The organism is Prevotella melaninogenica, from assembly GCF_003609775.1.
GTDB lineage: Bacteria > Bacteroidota > Bacteroidia > Bacteroidales > Bacteroidaceae > Prevotella > Prevotella melaninogenica_A.
In genome coordinates, this window is the sequence record NZ_AP018049.1 from 990,346 (window position 1) to 1,015,507 (window position 25,162).

Below are 25,162 nucleotides of genomic sequence, written 5' to 3' on the forward strand. Positions count from 1 at the left end.
TAAAGGTGATGTCGTATGAGCGAGTATATTATACAAAGTTCTATCAGATAGTACTAATAAAGAAAAAACTCGGACACTGAATTGATATAATCAGTGTCCGAGTTTTTTATGTATAATTCATTTTATCGCTCCATAAATAGTAAGTATCCTTATTTTACCTTTACGGTAATATTACGTTTTAATCCTTCAAATTTAACTCGCTTAACTGCTGAGCCTTTAAACAAACGTTGATATTCTTCTATAGTTAGGTTATGCCATTTCTCTTTGCTCATACAGAGAAGCTCTGGTTTAGGTTGGAGGGCTGGTTCTGTATTAGGTGTAGCAAAGCGATTCCAAGGGCAAGCTGTCTGACATCGATCACAACCATAGATGGTATCACCCATGTGGTTTTTTGCTTCATCAGATAACTCTCCTCGATTTTCTATCAACTGATATGATAGACAGCGTTCGGCATGGAAATCTTCATTAGGGATGATAGCTCGGGTTGGGCAGGCATCAATACATCGATGGCAGTTTCCACAGCGGTTAGACATAGGTTCATCATACACATCAACATCAAAGGGTAAGAAAATCTCACCCAGGAAGAACATTGAACCTGCATGTGGAATTATGAGTTGGTGATTACGTCCCACCCATCCAAGTCCAGCCTTTTGTGCCCAGTAGCGTTCAAGAACTGGGGCTGTGTCGCAGAAGCAACGTATTGAAGGTTCTTCCCCTTCTTTTTGTTGAGGGAGTTGCCATCGTTCTGTTATTTGCATAGCTAACTCTCTCATCTTTTGCTTCATCAGGTCATGATAATCCTGACCGAGTGCATAGGCTGCTATCTGGTACTCACCTTCAGGCATTTGTTGAGCTGGGGCATAGTTTAGAGCGAGCGATACGATACTACGAACACCAGGAACAAGGAGGCGTGGATCAAGGCGTTTCTCCAAGTAGTTTGTCATATATGCCATTGACGCCTCTTCTCCGTTTTCTAACCATCTACGATATTTCTGTGCTATTTCTTCGTCTACAGGTGCAGCTTTTGCTATTCCACAAGCAAAGAATCCCATAGAGCGAGCCAAGGACTTAATAGTGGATGACTGAACAACTGTGGAATTCTCTTTATGCATAATGGGATTGAAAGTGTCTATTGATGACATAAGATGAGATTAAGAGCCTTTTCATGCATCTTACGTTGTAAGTACAAAAGGCTTGGAAAGATAGTATTCAATAGTAAAATACCATATTACACCAGAAGGTGGTTACCCTTTTATTTCAAATATTATTGAGATATGATAGTTAATTCTTAAAAAGTTTCAGCTGGGTCATCAGGGAATACTTTGAACTCATAGCCTTGATCTTTAAGCCATTGCAATGACTCTGGAAGCGCTGTGCGAAGCTTGTCAATACTTTTTAGAGAATCATGGAAGGTAATGATCGAACCATTACGCGTATATCGCTTAATATTGTTTACAACGTCTGCAGCTGTTAACCATTTAGAATAATCACGTGTTACAAGGTCCCACATTACAACGCGATAGTTCTGTTTTACCCACCAATATACTGTATGACGTAACCATCCGTGAGGAGGACGAAAGTAAGGGGTTTTGAGTAGGGCATCAGCCTTAGTTACATCTACGGCATAGGTTAAAGTCCAGTGTCTGAAAGAACCAAGGTGATGATAGGTATGATTACCTACCTTATGTCCACGCCGTATCACTTCCTCATAGATTTCAGGATGTTTCCTTACATTATCAGCAACCATGAAGAACATGGCTTTTGCGTTGAATTGGTCAAGTATGTCGAGAATAAGAGGCGTAGCCTCAGGTATTGGTCCATCATCAAAGGTGAGATAGACGGAATGGTCGTTCTTATCCATACGCCAAAGAGCGTGTGGATAAAAGATACGTAGCCAGCGTGCAGGTTGTTCTATTAGCATATTATTCGATACATCCCCTAAAGCTCTTCTCAAAGATAGAGAAAGGAGCAGTTTATCCTTTATTCTTACCCAATTCTATCCAACTACTGTGTCTATTAGCCAAAGATTATAGAGGGATAGGATAAAGTAAAAAGCCAGAGTTTGGCTGTCTTTTAGGACAACCAGATTCTGGCTTTTAGTTTTAAATATCTGTATAGGATTTCAATAATCCTACATCAATGCACCACCTCGATTTTCAAATCTTGCAAAGAGATTTTGAAGTTGAGCTGCATGTTTGTTAGCCCATGCATTATCAATCTTTTCATTTTCATTGACAAGATTCATCATAATCTGGAAATTCTTCTTACATTCACTCTGTGACATATTGAAGAGACGAGGATTAAGACTCAAATAGTAGTTAACATACTGAAGAGAAATCTTCCACAACTCATCATACATCTTGCGTGCCTTATCCTTCTGACCCAGCAATGCGTAAGCACGTGCAATGTCACTTGAACCGCTCATGTAGTTGATAGGTACATTATAGTTAGGAATTTCCTTCTCGACCTTCTGCAGTACCTTCAATGCTTTTGCATTTTCACCCTTTGCAATGAGGTGGAGTGCAAGCTCAGCCATTTCACGACGATGTGTATAGCACATACGAGCTACAGTCTCATCGATGTAGAGTCCTGGCTTGCTGAGACCGCCCCACTTGAAGCGATTCATCATCACATCGTATGTCTTCTCTGTATCGAAGTTACGCATGTTGAGCCCAAGTGAGTTTGGATCAGCCATTGTTGAGAATGGAGTGATACGATTAACAAGGCCTTCCTGAATGAAGTTCTCGCCTAAGTTCATGAAGTTCTCTGCACCAACAGTTACTGCTACATAGAGAGGACGTGTCCAGTTACAGTTAGCAATCATTTCAAGCATCATTAAGTCATTCTTATACAATGCTTGCTTTCCTGCCAATGAGATAACCATGCGGTCTGGAATTGAATCACCAGGACGCATCATACCACTGCGACGTACAGCCTCCTTATCGATAGTCATGTAGATTGTATCGGTAGGGATAACATGTGTATCAGCATTCTTTGAGCGTACCCAATACTTGAGAATATTCTTCAGCTCAAATGGGTCGTCACCAAACTGTGCCTTTGCAGAGGCTGGGTCCTGCTGATAGAACTCTCTAATCTGCTGCTTGAACTCTGGTTGAATCTGAACATACTCATTTGTACCACTTACATAGTCAAGGCGTGGCCATGAGATAGGTACACTTGGTGAGTTGTATGCAGGACGGCGCATTTGGTCGATGTACCAGTCTGTCTGTAGATAAGAAAGGTTGCAGACACGTGTATCCGTGCGTACTCCCTCAACTTCCTGATTGTACCAAAGTGGGAAGGTGTCGTTATCACCATTAGTGAAGATAATTGGATTACCCTCCTGCTGTAATGAGTTAAGGTAATTCTGACCAAAGTCACGGCAAGTATATCGGCCTGAACGATCGTGGTCGTCCCATGTCTGAGATGCCATCTGGATAGGAACAAGCAGACAGGCAAGCGAAATTACAGATGCAGACAATACTGGTGCAACCTTCAGTTTACGTGCCCAGTCGTAAAGTGCTAATACACCTAATCCGCACCAGATAGCGTATGCATAGAATGAAGCAGCATAAGCATAGTCACGCTCACGTGGCTGACTTGGGGTCTGATTCAGATAGATTACGATAGCAAGACCTGTCATAAAGAACAGGAAGAAAACAACCCAGAACTGCTGTATACCACGCTTTCCACGCCATGCCTGCCAGAAAAGACCAAGCAGACCGAGTAATAATGGTAGACAATAGAATACATTGTGTCCCTTGTTTGTTTTCAACTCATCTGGTAACAAGTTCTGGTCACCATAGAGAGCATTATCAATAAATGAGATACCAGTAATCCAATTACCATGCTCTGGCTCACCATTACCTTGTATATCATTCTGACGTCCTGCAAAGTTCCACATAAAATAGCGCCAGTACATGAAGTTACACTGGTAAGAAAGGAAGAACTTCATGTTTTCCCATTGTGTAGGTATCTTCACACCATCAACATCATGTCCTGTGATACCACCCATCCACTGTTCGTAAAGACCTGCGTAGCTTGGGTTGTGCATGCGTGGGAAGAACATATTCTGCTCAAATACCTGTGTTGCCTTATGACGAACAATGAAGTAAGAATCCTTCTCGTCCTTAGAACTTTTCTCTTTGCGCTGATAGACGGGGGCACCCTCATCAAACTTATAGTGCATTCCATCTTCTGCAACAGCAGGCTGACTTGAATATGCCTGTCCGTAGAGCAATGGACGGTCACCATACTGATCACGACTCAGATAACTACCCAAAGTAAAGATATCCTCAGGTGAGTTCTGGTCCATTGGTGGGTTTGCTGTTGAACGAATAACGATTACAGCGTACGAAGAATAGCCGATAAACAACATCAGCATACAAAGTAGGGCTGTATTCTTTATACGTGAAGAAACAAGTGCAACGCGCTGTTTCTTACCATCCTTGTTAAATGGACGCTGCCACTGGAGCAGTACATAAACAATCGCAAGTACAACAAGACCTGTAAAGAATGCTGTCCAGCCATAGCCATAGAAAGGAATACCAATCAGTGCAAAAGCAGCTAAGAAAGCTATATTCTGACGGTGTGAACTCTTATCTTGATATGTCTCATAAATACCCCAAACAAAAGAAGCGATGAGTAAAGCTATATATACTATCGTACCTGTGTTGAATGGCATACCAAGTGTGTTTGTAAAGAACAACTCAAACCATCCGCCTACAGTGATAATACCAGGAACAACGCCATAAAGAACAGCTGCTACAAGGATTACAGAGAGGAGCAATGCAAAGAGTGAACCCTTCAAGTTTGCATCTGGTACCTTCTTATAATAGTAAACCAATGCGATAGCTGGAATACAAAGGAGGTTGAGCAGGTGCACACCAATAGATAGACCTGTCATATAGGTAATCAATACCAACCATCGGTCGGAATGTGGTTTATCAGCATTGTCTTCCCACTTCAAGATAAGCCAGAATACAACAGCTGTAAAGGCTGATGAATAGGCATATACCTCACCCTCAACGGCAGAGAACCAGAATGTGTCACTGAATGTGTAAATCAGTGCACCGACAAGGCCTGCACCCTCGATAGCGATGGTTTTTGCAAGTGATGGAGCTTCTCCATCACGTACAATCAGACGACGCGAGAGATGAGTGATAGTCCAGAAAAGGAACATGATACACGTTGCAGAAAGCAATGCGCTCATAGTGTTGACCATACGTGCTACCTCTGTTGGGTCGCTTGCAAAATGTGAGAAGAGATTGGCTGTAAGCATGAAGAACGGTGCCCCAGGAGGGTGTCCAATCTCCAGTTTATAGCCTGTTGTAATGAATTCGGGACAGTCCCAGAAACTGGCTGTCGGTTCAATTGTGGAACAATAAACGAAAGCTGCAATAAAGAATGCAAGCCATCCGACGATGTTGTCCACCAGTCTGAATTGTTTCATTTATACAATTAAATTTTACTGTCTACTCATCTTTGTTGGATAAGCAGAGATTTTTATTTCGAAATAATCAGTGCAAAGATAATAATATTAATCAAAAGAACAGAATGACAAGGGAGAAATTATAATAAAATGAGAGGAAAAGAAGTTTTCTTCTATTAAATACATTTTATTTTTTATTTGCTGTCACTTTTAACATTGCAAGTAAACTCACTGTAAACTAACGCATTAGCAAACAACTTTGAATGATAGTAGTGACAGCAACTTTGTTCTGAAATAATAGCTTATACTGAATGTGAATTACATTTGGGTATCACTAAGCATTCAAAAAGTTTTGAGAGAAATGAAAATGAAATCAATATTACACTAAAAGTCAGATAAATAAAATAAGTTACCAATAACAAATATCTATGACACTACAAACAAGCTAAAAAGTAACATTTGTTCCCACTTTCAAACTTGGCACCAACTTTGTTATACTTATCATAGAAAGATAAAACAAAGTATTATAAATTAAATAAAGGAGATAAAAACATGGCTAAGGTAGAAAAAGGAATTATTTTCACTTCAAACAATGTAATTGACTATGCAGAAGGTGGTGTAGTAAGTAAGGAATTAGTACATAGTAATGCAGGAAGTGTAACCTTATTTAGCTTCGATGCTGGTCAGGGACTTTCAGAACATACAGCACCATTCGATGCCTTCATTCAGGTTGTTGATGGAAAGATGGAACTAACCGTTGAAAATGTTAAGCATGTAATCAATGCTGGAGAAAGCTTTATCATTCCAAGTGGTGCACCTCACTCTGTAAATGCACCTGAGAGATTCAAGATGATCATTACTATGATTAGAGGGTAAGGTAATGAGTTAACGAGGTGACAAGTAAACAAGGTACTTGACATAATATATTAAGAACTGATAGTTAACAAGTTACTTAATAAATAAAATTATACGAACTTATTAGTTGATAAATAAAACGAGTTGACAAGTTGCAATGAGTAAAAGGAATTAAATCCTTTCTATCAAGCAACTTGTCAACTCGTTTACATATCAACTTGTTAACTTACCGAATCGTCAACTATCTTCTACTTTACAATAGTTTGATAATCCTTCTCAAATGAACGAGGATGACGGCCGATTAAAACTGTATTCAACAAGCAGTTAGCAACCAGTTCTTCGTTTGTAAGATCAACCTTTGGTTCTTTCTTGACTTCCTTGCCAAGAAGAACTTCCCAAGGACCATTAAAATCATGATCATCAGCACCAAAGAACATCTCATTTGTATCAGGGTCCTCCATCAACTGATAGCGAATCTGCTTCTTCGATGCTACAGGATTAAGCGTTAGCAATAAATTGTATGCATTACCAAACTGCGCACGTAAATGGCGACCTTTAGGAAACATAAGTCCTATCTGAGGATAAATCTCATCAAACTCGTAAGCTTGAAATAATTCTTTTAGCTTCATATATAATGTTGTAATATATTGTCAATTAATGCTTTCTACACATTATAGTAATAATGCGTGTAAGCAGCAAACAAACTATTGTAAATGCAAAGTTACATTATTTTTTTGATACACTTGCAAGTTAGAACATTAATTCGTATATTTGCAGCGTATCACTAACCAGGGATTAGTTTGTTGAAAATGACTCCCTATAAACATTCAATACACATGAGAAGAGACCAAGAAATTTTTGACCTTATTGAGATGGAACACAAGCGCCAGCTCAAAGGTATGGAGCTGATTGCATCAGAGAATTTCGTCAGTGACGAAGTAATGCAAGCCATGGGATCTTACCTAACTAACAAGTATGCAGAAGGTTATCCTGGCAAACGCTACTACGGTGGTTGCCAAGTGGTTGACCAAGTTGAAACGCTTGCTATTGAGCGTGTTAAGCAGCTCTTTGGTGCTGAATATGCCAACGTACAGCCTCACTCTGGCGCACAGGCTAACCAAGCTGTGTTGCTTGCCGTATTAAAGCCAGGCGACACCTTTATGGGACTCGACCTTGACCAGGGTGGTCATCTCTCTCATGGTAGTGAGGTGAATACATCTGGTATTCTTTATAACCATGTAGGCTATACGCTGAATCCCGAGACAGGTCGTGTTGACTATGACGAGATGGAGCGTCTTGCACGTGAACACAAACCAAAGCTTATCATCGGTGGTGGTTCTGCGTACAGCCGTGAGTGGGATTATAAACGTATGCGCCAGATTGCTGACGAGGTTGGTGCTTTGCTGCTGATTGACATGGCTCACCCTGCTGGTCTTATCGCTGCAGGTCTACTCGATAACCCTGTTAAATATGCACATATTGTTACTACAACAACCCACAAGACACTTCGTGGTCCTCGTGGTGGCATTATCCTTATGGGCAAGGACTTCGATAACCCTTGGGGCTTGACAACTAAGAAAGGCGAATTGAAACCAATGTCTATGCTCTTTAATTCTGCTGTATTCCCTGGAAACCAGGGTGGACCATTGGAGCATGTAATTGCAGCTAAGGCTGTAGGCTTCGGTGAGAACCTTCTGCCAAGTTGGAAGGAATATGCTATGCAGGTGAAGAAGAATGCTTCTGTTCTCGCTCAGGCACTTGTTGAGAAAGGCTTTAGCATTGTTAGCGGTGGCACAGACAACCACTCTATGCTCCTTGACCTACGTCAGAAGTATCCAGACCTTACTGGTAAGGTTGCTGAGAATGCACTTGTTGCTGCTGACATCACAGCCAACAAGAACAAGGTACCATACGATGAGCGTTCTGCGTTCCAGACCAGCGGTCTGCGCCTTGGAACAGCTGCTATGACAACACGTGGTTGTAAGGAAGATATGATGCTACTCTGTGCAGATCTCATTGACGAGGTATTATCAGATCCAGAGAACGATCAGGTTATCAAGCGCGTACGTGAGAAAGTGAATGAGACTATGAAGGATTATCCTCTCTTCGCTTACTAAGTATAAGACATACAAAAGATACTATACACAAAAGAGGTGTGCCAATTATTTGGTACACCTCTTTTCATAAAAGCTTTCCAGTAACCCGCATTATCGATTAGTACATTAGATAATCATTATAACGAGCATAATATCCATCCAAAACTCCCATATTCAATTACTATATTATTGCTCAGCACACATCGTGTTGAGGCTCAGCACACGTCGTGCTATTGGTAAACACCAATAGTGCTAAGCACTAAACACAACACAAGATGTTAGCAAAATCTGATATACCAAACGGCTTATGTGTTCTCAGAGCAATACTGAGATAACACATAAGCCGTGTTATGTTTTTTTAAAATATAATCTCATTCAAGAGAATGAAAAACAAAACTTATATTCCCCTACTCTCCCGTATAGAATTTAATAAGCTTTGTAAGTCCTAAATTGCAAGCAGGACAGAATTCAGGATGCATATTCGTACGCATACGGCAGTCTGGGTATGCACGATAAACACCATGCTGTGAATAACCAGCAGGCTCGTAAGCACCTACTTTCCACTTATCATGATGCGCATTAGCTTTATCAAGATCAGCTGGCTGGGGAGTTGGAACTGGTGTCTTCTTATTGATAAGATTCTCCCATTTTCCATGGAAATCAACTAAGGTCGTGAGGTTAGGTTCCCAAGGCTCTACGTCAGTTGGATACATATTAATCTGCTCCTTTTCGTATGCATATTCGTCGCCCAAACCAGCAAAAGAATGACCAAACTCATGTACAACTACTGGCTTAAAATAAGGGTTACGCACCATAGAAAGGTTGTAAGAGTTTAAAATACCACCGCCACCATACTTCTCGGTATTAACAAGAACGATAATATGCTCATAAGGTGTACCAGCCAGCCAATCGTGCAACTCCTTTAGATGCAGCGTTGTCAAATAGCGATCACTATAGAATGTATCAAAATGTGAATGAAGAGCCGTATTCTTCCAAATACCCTTTGAAGGTTCTGACGTACCACTTTCCATAGATGGTGACTTAACAGCTACAACATTAAAGCGTTGACGCAATGACTTAAATGGCTCATGCGCAAAAAGAGCTTCATTAGCAGTGCGACAGTCTTCTATAAAGTTTGCCATCTCCGCTTCTGTATATCCCTCCGCAATATATGCAATATGAATACAACGTGTAGTATCTGCCGCCTTCTGCAATGTTTCATAAGGTGTAACAGAACGCTCACCAATGTGTCGGATAAGAATATCCTTTGGATTAACCGTATGACTCATAGACACTGTCACCTCGCGACGATTATTTCGTAGTTCAACAGTAATATCTACAGAGTCCTTTGGAAAAGGAACAAGAAAAACATTCTCAAAAGACTTCTGTGAAGGCTTCTGTGCTTCATCATTTGTAAGCCACTCTTGAAAAAGCGTTGAGAAAGAGTTACGATAGATAACCTTTTGCGTACGATGGTCACGAACAATAACCTGCCCATTTCCTTCAACAGGTACCTCAGCCAATCGTTCATGTTTACCATACCAACGTGGAATACGTGACAGCTCATCTACAGCAATAGTCTGTTGCTTTGCATTACCCGCAAAGATGTAATCGAGTCGCAAGGTTGCATCCTCAAAATAATGATTAAAATCCTGTGCAGCAGCAGTCAATGTGACAGCCAATAACAAGAGAGTAATAATTTTTCTCATAAGGCTATATTAAATTAGATTTTTATACTACGATATAGTAAATAAGTAAAGAGGAAGGCATTTATGTAAATTTATGCCGATACTCCATAATGTGATTATAGTGCATTAAATATTGAATACAAAGTTATCAATAATAATGAAAAAGACAAAACTTAATAACATAATTCACTACTTTAAACACATAAAACTTAAAACAATAGATTATAAAGAACTAACTCTATCAAAGTAAAGTCTTTATTAATAAAACTAACAATATAATTTACTTTTCTTATAACCAAATTATATATGTAAGTTCCAAAACGAAGTGCGAGTTCTTTAAACTCGTTTTGTAATTTTGCACTTGCTGGTTGGCTCTGCGTATATCGCATTACAACAAAACTAATAACAAAATCATAAATCAAAAATTTGGCTGTTTGTTTTTTTTGATGTAACTTTGCAACGCAATACCGCCGATATGGCTCAGTTGGTAGAGCAACGCATTCGTAATGCGTAGGTCCCCGGTTCGAGTCCGGGTATCGGCTCCATTTGCGGAATTAGCACATCGGTAGTGCACGGGCTTCCCAAGCCTGGGAGGCGGGTTCGATTCCCGTATTCCGCTCACCGATATTATAAGATATAAAATAAGGACAACTCTTATGAGTTGTCCTTATTTATTTACCATATAATCAATAGTTATAAGGAATTGAGTTATATAACATTATACCCTCCCCCATTAACTAAAAATGACTAATCCCAACTTTTAACTTCAACAACATTATAATCAATGTACTTCTTGTCAACGACGATAATAAAAAATGGTTGTGTAAAGAAAGTCTGCTCCTTACCTTGTTCTAACTTATATTCCAAAACAAGATGCTTCTTCTTTAAAGTCAATGAAAGAGGAGCCAAAACTGTTTTACGGTTTGTTTGTGGGAAAATATAAGCAATTGCAAAGTTCTTATTAAAATCAATTTTAGTAGGTTCACCATCCTTACCCATAAAAGCAGCTTCACCAAACTCCTTTGCAAGAGTTTCCTGTGAAGTTATTTTCTTTATTATAGGCTTGGTTTCATCACCAATATGAAAGTAATTACGAGCTTCTGTATAACTTACTATATTAGATTTCCCCACTACCGTTTTATGTGTGCCACATGATGATAACAACAACATTGTAGCTGCAAAAGCAAGCAAAAGTTTCTTCATCATAATATAATTATAATCAAATATTTTTATAAACACAATACTTCACTAAGTTGAAATGCAAGAGATACTTAAGTAATAATGACATCAATTGCAACTGACATTTTCCCAATAATATCTGTCAGCAAACACAAAAGTAATTAAATTATGTCATATTATCACTTTTGAAGGATTAAAATTAGTTAATTTAATACATGGCACAACTTTTGTAGGCAAAAGAGTGTGCAAAGACAGATTTTATGCACTAAATTATTAACAAAAAAGAAGATAAAAATGGCACATGGACATGATGTTCTCCACATGATGGAGGGTAATAGTTATGAAACAAAAGAAGATTTAGTAAAAGCAATTATCGAACGTTTCGGTGTAGAAGAGAAATTCCACACTTGTTCTGTAGATGGTATGAACGCTGAAGAATTGGTAGATTTCTTGACAGAACGTGGTAAGTTTATGCCTGCAAAGGGAGGTTTCACTGTTGATACAACTAAGATTTGTAATCACTAAACGCCGAAACTCTGTCAAGGTAATATTATAATAAACTTTTAGAGTTTAAATTTAAGACATTTGATTATGATTAAAATTTATGGAATGAATACTTGTCCAGACTGTATCGCAGTTGACAAGCACGTAGAAGGTGACAATCGCTATGAAGTAATAGAAATTGGTTCACATATTAAGTATTTGAAGGAATTCCTTCGTCTTCGTGATAACAACGCTGTATTTGACGAGGCAAAGAAGTACGGCTATGCTGGCGTACCTTGTTTTGTACTTGAGGATGGTACAGTAACACTATCACCAGAAGAAGCTGGTATCAACCTTAACGATGCCCCTGCAGCAGCTTCTTGCCGTCTTGATGGTTCTGGCTGCTAATAAAATAGATAGAATAAAATTAAAGCCCTCGACAATTCGTGGAAATAACTTCATGAATTGCGAGGGCTTTCTCTATTTATATATATTACTGACATATATCAGAATTACTAATGAACTTGCAAAATAAAAAAGCACCCCATATAGGAGTGCTTTCTATGATAATTCAAATAAATTCAAACTTTACTTTGCATAAGCAACAGAACGTATCTCACGAATTACCGTAATCTTAACCTGACCAGGGTAAGTCATCTCATTCTGAATCTTCTCTGCAATTTCAGAACTGAGCTTCTCACTTTCGGCGTCATCCATCTTGTCAGCACCAACGATAACACGAAGTTCGCGACCAGCCTGAATAGCGTAAGTCTTAGTTACACCTGGATAGCTCATTGCAATTGCTTCAAGGTCATTCAGACGCTTAATATAAGCTTCTACAATCTCACGACGAGCACCTGGACGAGCACCAGAAATAGCGTCACACACCTGTACAATTGGTGCAAGAAGTGTAGTCATCTCTATCTCATCATGGTGAGCAGCAATCGCATTGCAAATATCTGGTTTCTCCTTATACTTCTCAGCAATCTTACCACCATAAAGTGCGTGTGGTAAATCGGTCTCCTCATCTGGCACTTTACCGATATCATGCAACAATCCTGCACGCTTTGCCTTCTTTGGATTCAAGCCTAACTCACTTGCCATAACAGCACAAAGATTGGCTGTCTCACGAGCATGCTGCAAAAGATTCTGACCGTATGAAGAACGATATTTCATCTTACCTACAATACGAATCAATTCTGGGTGAAGACCATGAATACCAAGATCGATAGCTGTACGTTTACCGGTTTCAATAATCTCATTATCAAGTTGCTTCTTAACCTTAGCAACCACTTCTTCGATACGTGCTGGGTGAATACGTCCGTCAGCAACAAGCTGATGCAGTGCCAAACGACAAATCTCACGACGAACTGGGTCAAAAGCAGAGATTACAATAGCCTCTGGTGTATCATCAACTACTATTTCAACACCTGTTGCCGCCTCTAAAGCACGAATATTACGACCTTCACGACCAATAATACGTCCCTTAACCTCATCACTATCAATGTGGAATACACTTACAGAGTTCTCAATAGCAGTTTCAGTAGCAACACGCTGAATGGTCTGAATAACTATTCTCTTAGCCTGCTGATTCGCATTAAGTTTTGCTTCGTCAACAATCTCATTAATGTAAGATGCTGCATCAAGTTTTGCTTGATCTTTCAAACTCTCTATCAAACGCTTCTTTGCTTCTTCAGAGCTAAGACCTGAGAGTTCTTCAAGTTTCATTCGCTCCTGCTCCTGCATCTTCTCAAGATCCTGCTGCTTTATCTGCAGTAGCTTCTTCTCATTATCTACACGCTGCTGCTGCTGCTCTACATCTTGCTTACGACGATTAAGTTCATCCTGACGTTGATTCAACGCAACTTCACGCTGTTTCAAGCGGTTTTCACCCTGCTGTATCTTCAGCGTACGCTGCTGAACTTCTTTCTCAAGTTCACTTTTCTTGTTGAGAAATTTCTCTTTAACTTCAAGAAGTTTCTTTTCTTTAATTACCTCTGCAGCTTTCTCTGCTTTTTCCATTGTATCTTTGTATTTTCCAGTTAAAATATAACGGAAAATAGCAAATCCACCAGCACATCCAGCCGTAAGACATACCACAGCTATTATAACTGTTACTATTGGACTCATTGATTCTTTTTATGATTTAAATTAAATATTCTCGCTATTTCTTCAGTGTATCTTCAATTTCTGAAGTGAGTTTACTGAGAATATCATTAAATGGAGCCGTATCATTACGTACACCTTCTTTCTTATATCGCAATGCAATGTCAAGCATAGCCATATATATAATGTCCTTATCCCCCTTCTTACCTTTAAAAAGAGTTGAATAAGTATTGATAGTGTCGGTAATAAGCTTGGCTGCCGAACGATAATACTCCTCATCCTCTCGTGGAACATTTACGGATAGTTCTGCATCATAGACATGCAATCTTATATGTAGCTTATCGTCTGCCATTATATTCTGTTTTATTTCTCACTTAGAAGTGTGATACACTTATTTACATCTCGGATGAGCTTAGCAACCCGCTTTTGTGCGGTTTCCATATCACCATCCGTAACTTCAAGCATTTTAGCCATCTTCAACGAATTATAATCAGCTTCTGCCTGAGATAACTCTTCTTGCAGTTGCTTTATCTCCTGCTCACGCTGATCAACGAGCGCATACAATTCGTCATTCTCCTTCTTCAGTGCTTCATACTGAAGAATCATCTGACGTACACGCGTCGCAAACGTATTCAGAATCTTCTCATTTGCATTCATAGCTAATCTATTCGTTTTGGCTACAAAATTACATTAAAGTTTCTATTTAAGCAAATATATGATTAATTATTTTGACTCTACTTCATCAGCAGGCCTTGGCTCTTTCTTTGCAAGTGACACTACTTGATAAACGAAGTCTGTCGTCCACTTACGACTAAATCCGAGACGTTGATTATACTGACGAACAGACATAACAGCCTTTATAACACCTGGGTCAGAGAAACTATTTTTATCGTAAATGTCATTTACAGTCTTCTCTGTCATTGTATAGATAGCTTTCTTTAAAAAGCCTGGAACACGCAACTTAAACTTCATTAAATTACCCACAAGCATCATTAAGTCTTGCGTGAAACCTTGAAACTGATAAAGATAAGGCTGAATATCTTGCATCTTCTTACAATTCTTTTTGATGCTCGCATCTATCTCATCAAAGAAGTTATCATCAACATTATAAATATTTTTCATAGTTTTACGCACACTTGCTTTTTCACCAAGTCCCAGTTTATTATTCAATGTTGGAACACGGAAAGTCTGCTTGTATGTACGTAGATCTGGAAGCATTGCTAAATTATTGATACCCAAACGAGTTGCAAGTACTGCTTGAAAGTAAACTCGAACAAGTGTCATATAATCCTCCATACCACCAGTCTTTGACTGTGCAGCATCATTCTTTCCAAAGAGTTTTGATAAGAATCCCATATCTTTTGTTTAAAGTTTTAAAGTTATTAAGATGAACTTTTTATTTTTACTCGATTGCAAAGTTAATAAAAAAACATGAAATTCACCTATTAAGTAAATGATTTCTCATTTTCACAGCTTTTAATTAAATTAAATTTATTACCTTTGCAATCAAAGATAGCAATATTGCAAATGAAAGCGTGTAACGACAAATACTTAACGAAAGGATTGGGTTCCCTCAATAACTTTGTTATCTTGAGCATAACCCATTTGCCATCTGTGCTTGCACTTATAGCACATAGGTTAGAAAACATCCATAAGAATTTGACGCTTGAATATATAAAATAAGCAATAACTACTAATTTAAAAACAGATATTCAAACCACACTATTATGAAAGGAATAGTTCTCGCAGGCGGTTCAGGTACACGCCTCTACCCTATCACTAAAGGAATAAGCAAACAGCTTATACCAATTTACGATAAGCCTATGATTTACTATCCAGTATCAGTATTGATGCTGGCTGGAATTAAAGAGATTCTGATTATCTCTACGCCATTTGACTTACCAGGATTTAAGCGTCTGTTAGGAGATGGAAGTAGTTTTGGAGTACGCTTTGAATATGCAGAACAACCATCACCAGATGGTCTTGCACAGGCTTTTATCATTGGCGAAGAATTTATCGGCAATGATTCTGTTTGCTTGGTTCTGGGGGATAACATTTTCTACGGAGCAGGCTTTAGTTCTTTATTGCGTAATAGTGTGCAGATGGCTGAAAAGGAAAATAAGGCAACTGTATTTGGCTATTACGTAAATGACCCAGAAAGATATGGTGTTGCAGAATTTGATGAGACAGGCAAATGTCTTAGCATAGAAGAAAAACCAGAACATCCAAAGAGTAACTATGCTGTCGTAGGACTTTATTTCTACCCAAATAGTGTTGTTGAGATTGCAAAGAATATTAAACCATCTCCAAGAGGGGAACTTGAGATTACAACTGTTAATCAGTGCTATCTTAAAGAAGACAACTTAATGGTACAAACGTTACAGCGTGGTTTCGCTTGGCTTGATACTGGCACGCATGATAGTTTGGCAGAGGCAAGTACATTTATAGAGTGTATAGAGAAACGACAAGGACTTAAGGTTGCATGCTTAGAAGAAATAGCATATAAAAAAGGCTGGATAACTACAGAGAAGCTTCGTGAAGAAGCACAGCCAATGATTAAGAATAACTATGGTAAATATCTCCTTCAGCTTGCTGAAGAGAAAAAGTAAGATAAATAATCCTTTACTGAATAATAAGAAAAGTAATAAATATGGAAGAAACAACTAAATTAGAACAAGGGAAGGAACTGGAAGTTCACGAAGGTAACTCCTCCTTTGATTTTGCCACCCTTTATCGAACCATCGTACTCAACTGGTACTGGTTCGTATTGTCATTGATTATTTTCGGAAGTTTAGGAGCTATCTATCTTAGATATGCTACACCTATGTATCAGTCTGCAGCAAAGTTGCTGATTAAGGACGAAAATAATAGCAATAGACGTGGTTCCTCTTTGCAAAACATGTCAAACCTCGGTATCATCTCAAACTCAACTGGTATTGATAATGAGATGGAGATTTTGACATCACACTCTATTGCAGAAGATGCTATTAGAGACTTGAAGTTATATGTTAACTATTCAACAAAGGGAAGAGTAAAGGATATTATCCTTTACCGTGACCAGCCTCTTAACGTTGATATTGATCAGGCTCATCGTGAAAGATTGAATGCTCCTATTAACTTGAGCATCACCAAGGATAGCTTGACTTATATTGTTAATGGAACATACTATGTACCTACTAACGATAACTCAAGCGAAGGTCCTTACTCTATCAATAGAAAATTTACAAGTCTTCCTGCAACGATAGCTACTCGTGCCGGAATCATCACTATCAGTCCAAATAATGGACATTCAATGAAGAACGCACAAATTCTTAATGTTACCATTCTCTCTCCAAGAATGGCAGCTAACAAGTATGCGAGCGAACTTCAGGTTACACAGACAGCAAAGTCTACCTCTATTGCTCAGTTACAGCTTACAGACGAAGTTCCACAGCGTTCTCTTGATTATCTCAAGCAGTTAGCAATTGTATATAATCGTCAGGCAAATGAGGATAAGAATACCATTGCACTTCGTACAGATAAGTTCATTAATGACCGTTTAAGTAAGATTAATGCAGAACTTGGTAAGACCGAAGGAGAGTTGCAGAACTATAAGCAGCAGAATGGTATTGTTGAGTTGAAGATGAATGCAGGTAATTCTGTTGCAAACCAGAATAGCTCAGAATTGAAACTTGCTGAAGTTGAAACACAGATTGAATTGTTCAATACGATTGCAAGAGAGGTTGAAAGTTCATCTCGCAATCTTTCTCAGGTTATTCCTTCTAATGTAGGTTTGGACGACCAGAGTTCTACTTCTTTGATTAACAAGTACAACGAGTTAGTTCTTGAGCGTAATCGTTTACTCCGCAGTGCATCTGAAAGTTCTCCTGTAGTAGAACCACTTACAGCTCAGATTCGCGAGTTAAATGGTAACATACGTCGTGCAATTTCAGCTGCACGTCAAAACTTACAGATTCAGCGTGATGCAGTTTCTGCACAAGTTAATAAGTTCAATGAGCAAGTTGCTGAGACTCCACAGCAGGAACGTATGCTGACTCAGATTGACCGTCAGCAGGAAGTTAAGTCTGGTCTTTATCTTATGTTGCTTCAGAAGCGTGAGGAAAATAATATCTCTTTAGCAGCGACAGCCGATAAGGGTAAGCTCATTGATGACCCACAGCTGATTGGTAAGATTAGTCCTAAGTCTACATCAATCATGCTGATTGCTTTACTGATTGGTTTAGCACTTCCAGTATTGGTAATCCTTATCTTACAATTCTTCCGCTATAAGATTGAAGGTCATGATGACGTTGCACGCCTTACCAAATTACCAATTATCGCTGACGTTGCTATTGCAAGTAACAAGGCGAAGGGTAAAGCTGATATCGTTGTACATGAGAACCAGAACAACCAGATGGAAGAAATCTTCCGTTCAATGCGTACCAACCTCCAGTTTATGTTGAAGGAAGGTCAGAAAGTTGTACTCTTCACTTCATCTACTTCTGGTGAAGGTAAGACTTTTAACGCTGCAAACCTTTCTGTTAGTTTCGGCCTCTTAGGAAAGAAAGTTATCTTAGTTGGTCTTGATATTCGTCGTCCACGTTTGGCAGAACTTTTCGGTATCAATGATCACAAGCATGGTATTACAAACCTTCTTGTAAAGGATAACCCAACAATAGAGGACTTGCAGGAGCAGATTTTGCCTTCAGGAGTTAATAAGAACTTGGATCTCCTCATGGCTGGTCCTATTCCTCCAAACCCTGCAGAGCTTATCGCTCGTAATTCATTAGATACTATTATTAACTTCTTGAAAGAGAAGTATGATTATATCATGATTGATACCGCTCCAGTCGGTCTTGTTACGGATACTCTTCAGATTGCACGTGTTGCTGATGCATCTATTTATATGTGTCGTGCAGACTACACACCAAAGTCAAGTTTCAACTTGATTAATGCGCTTGCAAACGAAAAGAAGTTCCCTAACATGGCAATCGTTCTTAACGGTATTGACATGTCTAAGAGAAAGTATAGCTATTACTATGGCTATGGTGGTTACGGTAAGTATGGTAGATATGGTAGAGCAAGCTACGGTACAAGCTATGGACAGTATGGAAACTATGGCAATTATGGTAACTATGCTAACAGCCACTATGGTAATAAGCACGATGACTCTATAAAGAGATAAACTCAAAATCAAGAGAAAAATTCTTAACAGACAATGATTATTGCAGTTGATTTCGATGGAACCATCGTAGAACATAGATATCCAAAAATCGGTAGCGAAATTCCTTTCGCTACCGATACACTTAAAATGCTGATTAAAGACGGTCACCAACTTATCTTATGGAGCGTCAGAGAAGGCGAATTACTTCAAGAGGCTGTTGATTGGTGTCATGAACGTGGTGTAGATTTCTGGGCAGTAAACAAAGACTATCCTGAAGAGGAAAAAGAGAAGAATAATCATTTTTCCAGAAAATTGAAGGTAGAAATGTTTATTGACGATCGCAACCTTGGCGGTTTACCAGATTGGGGAACTATCTATCAGATGATAACCAACAATGAAACATGGGAAAGCCGTAACTTTGCACATCGGTCATTTGAAGAACATGAACCGCCTAAGAAAAAACATTGGTGGAACTTCTAATACAAAAAAAGATACTCTGAAAAGAGTATCTTTTTTTTTATTAAAGAATTTAGTTCGGCAACTTCTTTTCAAGCAAAGCACCCACAAGTATTTTGCTATATGACATAGTTACTTGGCAAAAACTATTCTTTCTAAAAATGTATTGGTGCCCAGCACGTATTGTGCGGATGCTAAACACAACGTGTGCGGAGCCTCCAAACCTTGTAAATAATCCTTATAAAAGGTGTAACCTCCTACAGTAGAAGAGTGATAGAGACAACAGCATTTCTATTAAAAGCGTAATGTTGCCTAACATAAGTGCGAAATTGTCAGTTTCAAAAAACAACGTATAGTATAATATATAAATTGAGTTCTAACAGACTACTATCATCTAAAGCGTCTCTTTAAAGTTTTCCTGCTTCTCCAAGATAACTATCCTTAAAACCAAGGAAGTAAAGAACACCATCCAAACCGATAGTAGTAATATTTTGTTCAGCAGTTGCTTGTACACGTGGCTTAGCATGAAAAGCTATTCCCAAACCAGCTTCAGCAAGCATTGGAAGGTCATTAGCACCATCACCGACAGCTATAGTTTGTGCAAGATTCACCTTTTCAACCTGAGCTAATAACTTTAATAGCTCAGCCTTACGTTTACCATCAACTATCTCACCCAAATAACGACCTGTAAGCTTATTATTCTCATCTATTTCGAGTTCATTAGCATAAACGTAATCAATACCATATTTACGCTGCAGATACTCTCCAAAGTAAGTGAATCCACCACTTAAAATCGCAATCTTATATCCACACTGCTTCAATACTGTCATCAAGCGATCAACACCTTCTGTAATAGGCATTGTTTCAGCAATATCCTTCATAACGTTAGCATCAAGACCTTTCAACAAAGCAACACGTTCTCTAAAGCTTTCCTTAAAGTCAATTTCACCGCGCATAGCTCGCTCAGTTATTTCAGCAACCTGTTTACCAACACCTGCACGCTTTGCCAATTCATCAATACATTCTGTTTGAATGAGCGTAGAATCCATATCAAAGCATATAAGACGACGCATACGTCTGTACATATTGTCTTTCTGCAAAGAGAAGTCAATACCCTGCTCATGACTCATCTGCATAAGGTCAGCCTGCATCTGACTATAATCTTTTGGATTACCGCGCAGTGAGAATTCAATACACGCTCTCACATTCTGATTTCGTTTGCGTATACTCTGACGACCTGTCAAACGAAGAATTGAATCAATATTTATGCCTTGCTCAGTAATTACCCGAGTTGTTTCCTCAATATTGCGTGCTGACAATGACCTTCCTATAATAGTAAGAATATATCTATTCTTTCCTTGTCTATCAACCCAATCCTCATATTCATCATCAGGTACTGGTGCAAATCCTATATTTACACCAAGTTCAGTAGCCTTAAATAAGAGTTCTTTCATTACTTGCCCTGCACCTTTCTCATCAATACGAATAAGGATACCAAGCGACAAAGTAGAATGTATATCAGCCTGACCAATATCTAAAACATGAGCATTATAACGTGCAAGAATAGACATCACAGCCGTTGTCAAACCTGGTCTATCTTGTCCGGTTATACGAATAAGTATTAGTTCTTCTTGTTTTACCTTAGATTCTTTCATAATAAGTTCTTTATAAATGCAAAAGTAATCAATTCTAACGAAGTAAACAAATGTTGAGTATCATTTACTTTATACTATCTATTCCTCTTAATAAGAAATATCTCAAAAAATGCGAATAAAGTTATACGCAAAAGAGAATACCATACTCAACTTTAACCCAAGCACTATATATACAAAAAAAGAATGCACTTAAACTCAAAGAGTAAGTGCATTCTAAATCAGTCATAAAATATATAATCTAATACGCATACAACTTAGTTGTACCAAATTTCACCACCAAGCGTTTGATTAGCATCGGTGCGTTCTTTACTGTTTTGATTCTCGAAATCATAATCTTCGAAGAAATCATGTGTTTTGTTTTCTTTCATGTTCATTGCCTCCTGTTAATTAGACTAATTGGTAAATATATTGTGTTATCCGCTAAATAACTGATACAAATATAAGTAAAATGAAAATAAAAATCAAGCCATACAGTAAATAAAAATTGAAAATTAGATATTTTTTAATGCATAACAAATATTTTTGTAATATAATATGCATCTTTAATCACAAAAGCAATTATACTCGAATAAAAAATACTATAACATGAAAAAGAAATATACTTAATGCCAAATATAAGTTAGAATATACTTTGAAGTACATTCACATTTAAATTCAAGAATAACATTACGATTAAGATTAGTTACCAATCTTAACTGTGGATCAACTTTGATATCTTTTAAAGCTAAATGCTCCGAAGAAAAGAGTTTATACATAGCTTCTTTAGCACACCAAGCGATAAGCTTATCAGTAATATTAGTAAACTCTTCATCAACTCTAAGGAAACGCGATGATATGCGACTTACTCTATCAGAAATATATTCAATATCGATTCCTACTTCATATTCACGAGAAAGAATAACAGCAACATAACCAAGAGTATGCGATATACTAACATGATATCCTTCAATAATCGGTTTACCATCCTCATTATGGCCTACCAAAGGTTGGTACCCTAACATTTCTGTTAGAACACGCCGCACCCCATCCTTCTCTGCTTGACGACCACCTTCTATATCGAGCAAGCCAATGGCTACTTTACCTTCTGCCTCATTCGTTATTCGTACCACAGACTGTAACCTTCACTTTACTAATACGACGCTCTTCAATAGCTAAAACCTCAAACTTGTAGTTTTTATATATTAGCATCTCATGCACTGCAGGGAAGTCACCCTTAATTTCCAAGAGTAAACCTGCCAAAGAATCAGCATCGCCTTCAATTTCATCAAACTCATCGTCAGGAAGATTTAGAATCTTAGAAAAGTCTTTTAAAAGAGTTTTTCCCTCAAAGATATAGATATTTGAACCTAACTTAGTATAGTTACGCTCTTCTTCATCAAATTCATCATTAATCTCACCTACAATTTCTTCAAGGATATCCTCTAATGTTACAATACCACTCGTACCACCAAATTCATCAACTACAATAGCTATATGAACCTTATTCTCTTGAAAATCACGTAAAAGATCATCAATCTTCTTCGTCTCAGGTACAAAATAAGGTGGACGTATCAAGCTCTGCCACCTAAAATTTATAGGCTTTGAGAGATGAGGTAAAAGGTCTTTAATATAAAGAACACCACGTATGTTATCCTGATTATCTTGATAAACAGGAATACGAGAGTAGTTATTTTCTACAATGCACTTCAAAACATCTTCGTATGAACATCGAATATCCAAGTCAACAATATCTTGACGAGAAGTCATTACTTCCTTAGCTGTCTCATCACCAAAACGGATAATACCCTGAAGCATCCCCTGCTCGTCCTTAATATCATTCTTATCCGTAAGCTCCAAAGCCTGTTCAAGGTCATCAACAGACAATTGACGACTCTCCTTCTGTACTACCTTTTCTGCAAAAGCACCACTTTTCAATAGTACTGTTTCAATAGGCCAAAATAGTCTACGAAAGAAAACAATACCTTTTACACCGCTCCTACAAAAAGCCAATGGGCTTCTTCTACTATAAACCTTTGGAATAATCTCACCAAAGAGTAAAAGCAAAAAAGTCAATAGAATGGTTACACAAAGAAACTGCAACCACTCTTCCTTAAATGTAAACAGACTGGAAAAGATATAATTACATAGCATAATAATAGCCACATTGACAAGATTATTCGTTATAAGAATTGTTGCCAATGTACGCTCACTATCATCTCTTAGTTGTTGGATAAGTCTATCTGACGCATTTTTATCTGGATCAAGCGACTCTATATCTGTTGGAGATAAACTAAAAAAAGCTATCTCTGATGCACTTGCAAAACCTGACAGAAATAGTAGAGAAACTGCCAATAGAAATGCTATAACAACACTAAAATCTATTGGATTAACACTTATATAAGAAGAAAAATCTACTAAAAAACTATCCATTAAAAAGGTAAATTAGAATCATCTGCAGCATCAGTAGCACTATCGTCTACTTTCTCTCCAGAAATACTTTCAGTTTTACGGGATGCGGAAAGCCATTCAAGGTTGTCACCATAAATCTCTGTAACATAACGACGCATACCTTTCTTATCATCATAAGTACGATAACGTACACGTCCCTCAATATAAAGTTTATCACCTTTATGAATATATTTCTCGGCATACTTTGCCAATGCTTTAAAAAGTACAATATTATGCCAATCAGTATGATCAGGCACAACTGTGCCGTTAGGAAGTGTATATCCACGCTCCGTAGTAGCCAATGTAAAGGAGGCTACACATTGATCTGCATCATAATAATGTATCTCTGGCTCACGACCAACATTGCCAATCAACATTACTTTATTCATAAAAGAGCAATAACAAAAAGGCATGCGAAATTACTTCCACATACCTAAATATCTAAACTTAAAATTCTTACCTTTAGCTGATGGGAACTGACTTCTATTATCTACCCTATCCTTCAAATACTCAACAATACGATTATAACAATCCCATCCAGACACAGCCTTACACTGTGCTACAAAATGAGTATCACGATATTCATGCTTACCTGAAGTAGGAATCAAAACAACACGTTTGAAATCGAGTTCGCCTTCATACCATCCTTCGCGTTCCTCATTGAGATGCATAATAGCAGGATTATCCTTACGTGCCATTCCATCAACAGCAGGACGAAGAGCTTTTTTCTGCTTAAAATCCATCATAGTAGCAGCCTCTGTCTTTATCACAATAAAATAAACACGAGGACGTACTTTATAACGTTTTGGATAGAAAACATCGTTGGAAGCATAATTTCTAATATCATCTTCCAAATCAGGAGTGAGCTGAATGTCAGGAATAGAACTTAGAAAATCTAAAGCTTCCTCAACATTATGTACTAATACTTCATTATCGAAATATCGCAAATATAAATTCATAAAGAAATTGCTATGTATGTTTCTCTAAAAAAAAGAGCGGCAAACGAGGCTCGAACTCGCGACCCCGACCTTGGCAAGGTCGTGCTCTACCAACTGAGCTATTGCCGCATTTAATATTGTAAGTAACTACTTACTTTAAAATTCTATGTGAAGAGGAGGAGACTCGAACTCCCACGAAACAATTTTCACTACCCCCTCAAAGTAGCGCGTCTACCAATTCCGCCACCTCTCCAGCATATACATAATATTCTGTTTTAAAAGTGCCCAGAACAGGACTCGAACCTGCACGTCGTGAAACACACGCACCTGAAACGTGCGCGTCTACCAATTCCGCCACCTGGGCATAACTTAGAAGAAAACTTCTAAATAATTCAGAATATCAAAGAGCGGCAAACGAGGCTCGAACTCGCGACCCCGACCTTGGCAAGGTCGTGCTCTACCAACTGAGCTATTGCCGCATTTAACGTCTCTCTTTCTCTAAAGAGTTAGACAAAAAGTCGGGGTGACAGGATTCGAACCTGCGACCGCCTGATCCCAAACCAGATGCGCTACCGAGCTGCGCTACACCCCGTTGCATATTCATTAGTGATTGACTCATTTCTGAATTGCGAGTGCAAAGGTACTATATATTTCCGACACCTCCAAACTTTTCCATGTTTTTTTTCAATAAAGATCACCCATTTT

The 25,162-nt window shown here is 38.3% G+C and carries 22 protein-coding genes and 7 tRNA genes; 9 read left to right on the plus strand and 20 right to left on the minus strand.

Features of this window, described 5'->3' with window-relative positions:
• Window positions 1–149: 149 nt before the first annotated feature.
• The 3 genes from queG to PMEL_RS04035 all read right to left on the minus strand — a co-directional run bounded on the left by queG (window position 150) and on the right by PMEL_RS04035 (window position 5,452).
• Entirely contained in the window at window positions 150–1,112 is a 963-nt protein-coding gene (queG, locus tag PMEL_RS04025) for a tRNA epoxyqueuosine(34) reductase QueG (protein WP_410524632.1), read from the minus strand.
• Between the two features lie 176 nt (window positions 1,113–1,288).
• Window positions 1,289–1,921: a polysaccharide deacetylase family protein gene (locus PMEL_RS04030; protein WP_120174079.1), complete on the minus strand. Its 633-nt coding sequence runs from the start codon at window positions 1,919–1,921 to the stop codon at window positions 1,289–1,291.
• Window positions 1,922–2,131: 210 nt separating this feature from the next.
• Window positions 2,132–5,452: a DUF2723 domain-containing protein gene (locus PMEL_RS04035; RefSeq protein ID WP_120174080.1), complete on the minus strand. Its 3,321-nt coding sequence runs from the start codon at window positions 5,450–5,452 to the stop codon at window positions 2,132–2,134.
• A 531-nt stretch (window positions 5,453–5,983) separates the two neighbouring features.
• Between PMEL_RS04035 and PMEL_RS04040 the strand changes: the two genes are divergently transcribed.
• Window positions 5,984–6,307: a cupin domain-containing protein gene (locus PMEL_RS04040; protein ID WP_120174081.1), complete on the plus strand. Its 324-nt coding sequence runs from the start codon at window positions 5,984–5,986 to the stop codon at window positions 6,305–6,307.
• Between the two features lie 227 nt (window positions 6,308–6,534).
• On the opposite strand, the gene PMEL_RS04045 is transcribed toward PMEL_RS04040, so the two are convergent.
• Window positions 6,535–6,915 (minus strand): hypothetical protein, encoded by a 381-nt coding sequence (locus PMEL_RS04045; protein WP_120174082.1) that lies wholly within the window; start codon window positions 6,913–6,915, stop codon window positions 6,535–6,537.
• 207 nt (window positions 6,916–7,122) lie between these two features.
• Here PMEL_RS04045 and glyA point away from each other — a divergent pair, with 207 nt between their 5' ends.
• Window positions 7,123–8,403, plus strand: coding sequence for a serine hydroxymethyltransferase (gene glyA / locus PMEL_RS04050; RefSeq protein ID WP_120174629.1), 1,281 nt, complete (start codon window positions 7,123–7,125; stop codon window positions 8,401–8,403).
• Between the two features lie 386 nt (window positions 8,404–8,789).
• Here glyA and PMEL_RS04055 read toward each other — a convergent pair whose 3' ends face one another.
• A complete protein-coding gene (locus PMEL_RS04055) occupies window positions 8,790–10,091 on the minus strand; it encodes a M64 family metallopeptidase (RefSeq protein ID WP_120174083.1) in 1,302 nt (433 codons plus the stop codon).
• 448 nt (window positions 10,092–10,539) lie between these two features.
• On the opposite strand from PMEL_RS04055, the gene PMEL_RS04065 reads away from it, so the two are divergent.
• Together PMEL_RS04065 and PMEL_RS04070 are read left to right on the plus strand one after the other, a co-directional pair.
• Window positions 10,540–10,615: transfer RNA gene (locus PMEL_RS04065), tRNA-Thr, on the plus strand.
• A 3-nt stretch (window positions 10,616–10,618) separates the two neighbouring features.
• Window positions 10,619–10,689, plus strand: a tRNA-Gly gene (locus PMEL_RS04070).
• A gap of 128 nt (window positions 10,690–10,817) precedes the next feature.
• On the opposite strand, the gene PMEL_RS04075 is transcribed toward PMEL_RS04070, so the two are convergent.
• On the minus strand, window positions 10,818–11,276 hold the full coding sequence (locus PMEL_RS04075; protein ID WP_120174085.1) for a hypothetical protein: 459 nt from the start codon (window positions 11,274–11,276) through the stop codon (window positions 10,818–10,820).
• 267 nt (window positions 11,277–11,543) lie between these two features.
• On the opposite strand from PMEL_RS04075, the gene PMEL_RS04080 reads away from it, so the two are divergent.
• Entirely contained in the window at window positions 11,544–11,774 is a 231-nt protein-coding gene (locus PMEL_RS04080) for a YecH family metal-binding protein (protein ID WP_120174086.1), read from the plus strand.
• Between the two features lie 66 nt (window positions 11,775–11,840).
• Window positions 11,841–12,140 carry a glutaredoxin-related protein gene (locus PMEL_RS04085; RefSeq protein WP_120174087.1) on the plus strand — a complete coding sequence of 100 codons (300 nt, stop codon included), beginning with the start codon at window positions 11,841–11,843 and terminating at the stop codon, window positions 12,138–12,140.
• Between the two features lie 180 nt (window positions 12,141–12,320).
• Here the strand turns inward: PMEL_RS04085 and rny are convergent, their stop codons facing one another.
• From rny to PMEL_RS04105, 4 genes are all read right to left on the minus strand, one after another.
• Window positions 12,321–13,862, minus strand: a complete 1,542-nt coding sequence (gene rny / locus PMEL_RS04090) for a ribonuclease Y (RefSeq protein ID WP_120174088.1) — start codon at window positions 13,860–13,862, stop codon at window positions 12,321–12,323.
• A 34-nt stretch (window positions 13,863–13,896) separates the two neighbouring features.
• Complete coding sequence (locus tag PMEL_RS04095; protein ID WP_120174089.1) at window positions 13,897–14,190, minus strand: cell division protein ZapA; 294 nt, start codon at window positions 14,188–14,190, stop codon at window positions 13,897–13,899.
• A gap of 11 nt (window positions 14,191–14,201) precedes the next feature.
• Window positions 14,202–14,495 carry a hypothetical protein gene (locus PMEL_RS04100; protein ID WP_120174090.1) on the minus strand — a complete coding sequence of 98 codons (294 nt, stop codon included), beginning with the start codon at window positions 14,493–14,495 and terminating at the stop codon, window positions 14,202–14,204.
• A 66-nt stretch (window positions 14,496–14,561) separates the two neighbouring features.
• Complete coding sequence (locus PMEL_RS04105) at window positions 14,562–15,194, minus strand: hypothetical protein (RefSeq protein WP_120174091.1); 633 nt, start codon at window positions 15,192–15,194, stop codon at window positions 14,562–14,564.
• Between the two features lie 371 nt (window positions 15,195–15,565).
• On the opposite strand from PMEL_RS04105, the gene rfbA reads away from it, so the two are divergent.
• From rfbA to PMEL_RS04120, 3 genes are read left to right on the plus strand one after another with little or no spacing between them, the layout of a single operon-like run.
• The gene (rfbA, locus tag PMEL_RS04110; protein ID WP_120174092.1) at window positions 15,566–16,447 is read left to right on the plus strand and encodes a glucose-1-phosphate thymidylyltransferase RfbA; all 882 of its coding nucleotides are present in this window, start codon (window positions 15,566–15,568) and stop codon (window positions 16,445–16,447) included.
• 41 nt (window positions 16,448–16,488) lie between these two features.
• Window positions 16,489–19,002: a GumC family protein gene (locus tag PMEL_RS04115; RefSeq protein WP_120174093.1), complete on the plus strand. Its 2,514-nt coding sequence runs from the start codon at window positions 16,489–16,491 to the stop codon at window positions 19,000–19,002.
• 33 nt (window positions 19,003–19,035) lie between these two features.
• The gene (locus tag PMEL_RS04120) at window positions 19,036–19,461 is read left to right on the plus strand and encodes a BT0820 family HAD-type phosphatase (RefSeq protein WP_120174094.1); all 426 of its coding nucleotides are present in this window, start codon (window positions 19,036–19,038) and stop codon (window positions 19,459–19,461) included.
• Window positions 19,462–19,844: 383 nt separating this feature from the next.
• On the opposite strand, the gene serB is transcribed toward PMEL_RS04120, so the two are convergent.
• The 10 genes from serB to PMEL_RS04170 all read right to left on the minus strand — a co-directional run bounded on the left by serB (window position 19,845) and on the right by PMEL_RS04170 (window position 25,049).
• Complete coding sequence (gene serB, locus PMEL_RS04125) at window positions 19,845–21,092, minus strand: phosphoserine phosphatase SerB (protein WP_120174095.1); 1,248 nt, start codon at window positions 21,090–21,092, stop codon at window positions 19,845–19,847.
• A gap of 602 nt (window positions 21,093–21,694) precedes the next feature.
• A complete protein-coding gene (locus PMEL_RS04130) occupies window positions 21,695–22,201 on the minus strand; it encodes a 4'-phosphopantetheinyl transferase family protein (RefSeq protein ID WP_120174096.1) in 507 nt (168 codons plus the stop codon).
• Window positions 22,182–23,501: a gliding motility-associated protein GldE gene (gene gldE, locus PMEL_RS04135; protein ID WP_120174097.1), complete on the minus strand. Its 1,320-nt coding sequence runs from the start codon at window positions 23,499–23,501 to the stop codon at window positions 22,182–22,184. Before gldE ends, PMEL_RS04130 begins: the two co-directional genes overlap by 20 nt.
• Window positions 23,501–23,908 (minus strand): single-stranded DNA-binding protein, encoded by a 408-nt coding sequence (locus PMEL_RS04140; RefSeq protein WP_172586745.1) that lies wholly within the window; start codon window positions 23,906–23,908, stop codon window positions 23,501–23,503. Before PMEL_RS04140 ends, gldE begins: the two co-directional genes overlap by 1 nt.
• A 30-nt stretch (window positions 23,909–23,938) precedes the next feature.
• The gene (locus PMEL_RS04145; protein WP_120174099.1) at window positions 23,939–24,478 is read right to left on the minus strand and encodes a hypothetical protein; all 540 of its coding nucleotides are present in this window, start codon (window positions 24,476–24,478) and stop codon (window positions 23,939–23,941) included.
• A gap of 35 nt (window positions 24,479–24,513) precedes the next feature.
• Window positions 24,514–24,586 (minus strand) — tRNA-Gly (locus PMEL_RS04150).
• 40 nt (window positions 24,587–24,626) lie between these two features.
• A tRNA-Leu gene (locus PMEL_RS04155) sits at window positions 24,627–24,710 on the minus strand.
• Between the two features lie 29 nt (window positions 24,711–24,739).
• A tRNA-Leu gene (locus PMEL_RS04160) sits at window positions 24,740–24,821 on the minus strand.
• 42 nt (window positions 24,822–24,863) lie between these two features.
• Window positions 24,864–24,936: transfer RNA gene (locus PMEL_RS04165), tRNA-Gly, on the minus strand.
• Between the two features lie 39 nt (window positions 24,937–24,975).
• Window positions 24,976–25,049: transfer RNA gene (locus PMEL_RS04170), tRNA-Pro, on the minus strand.
• Between the last annotated feature and the right edge of the window lie 113 nt (window positions 25,050–25,162).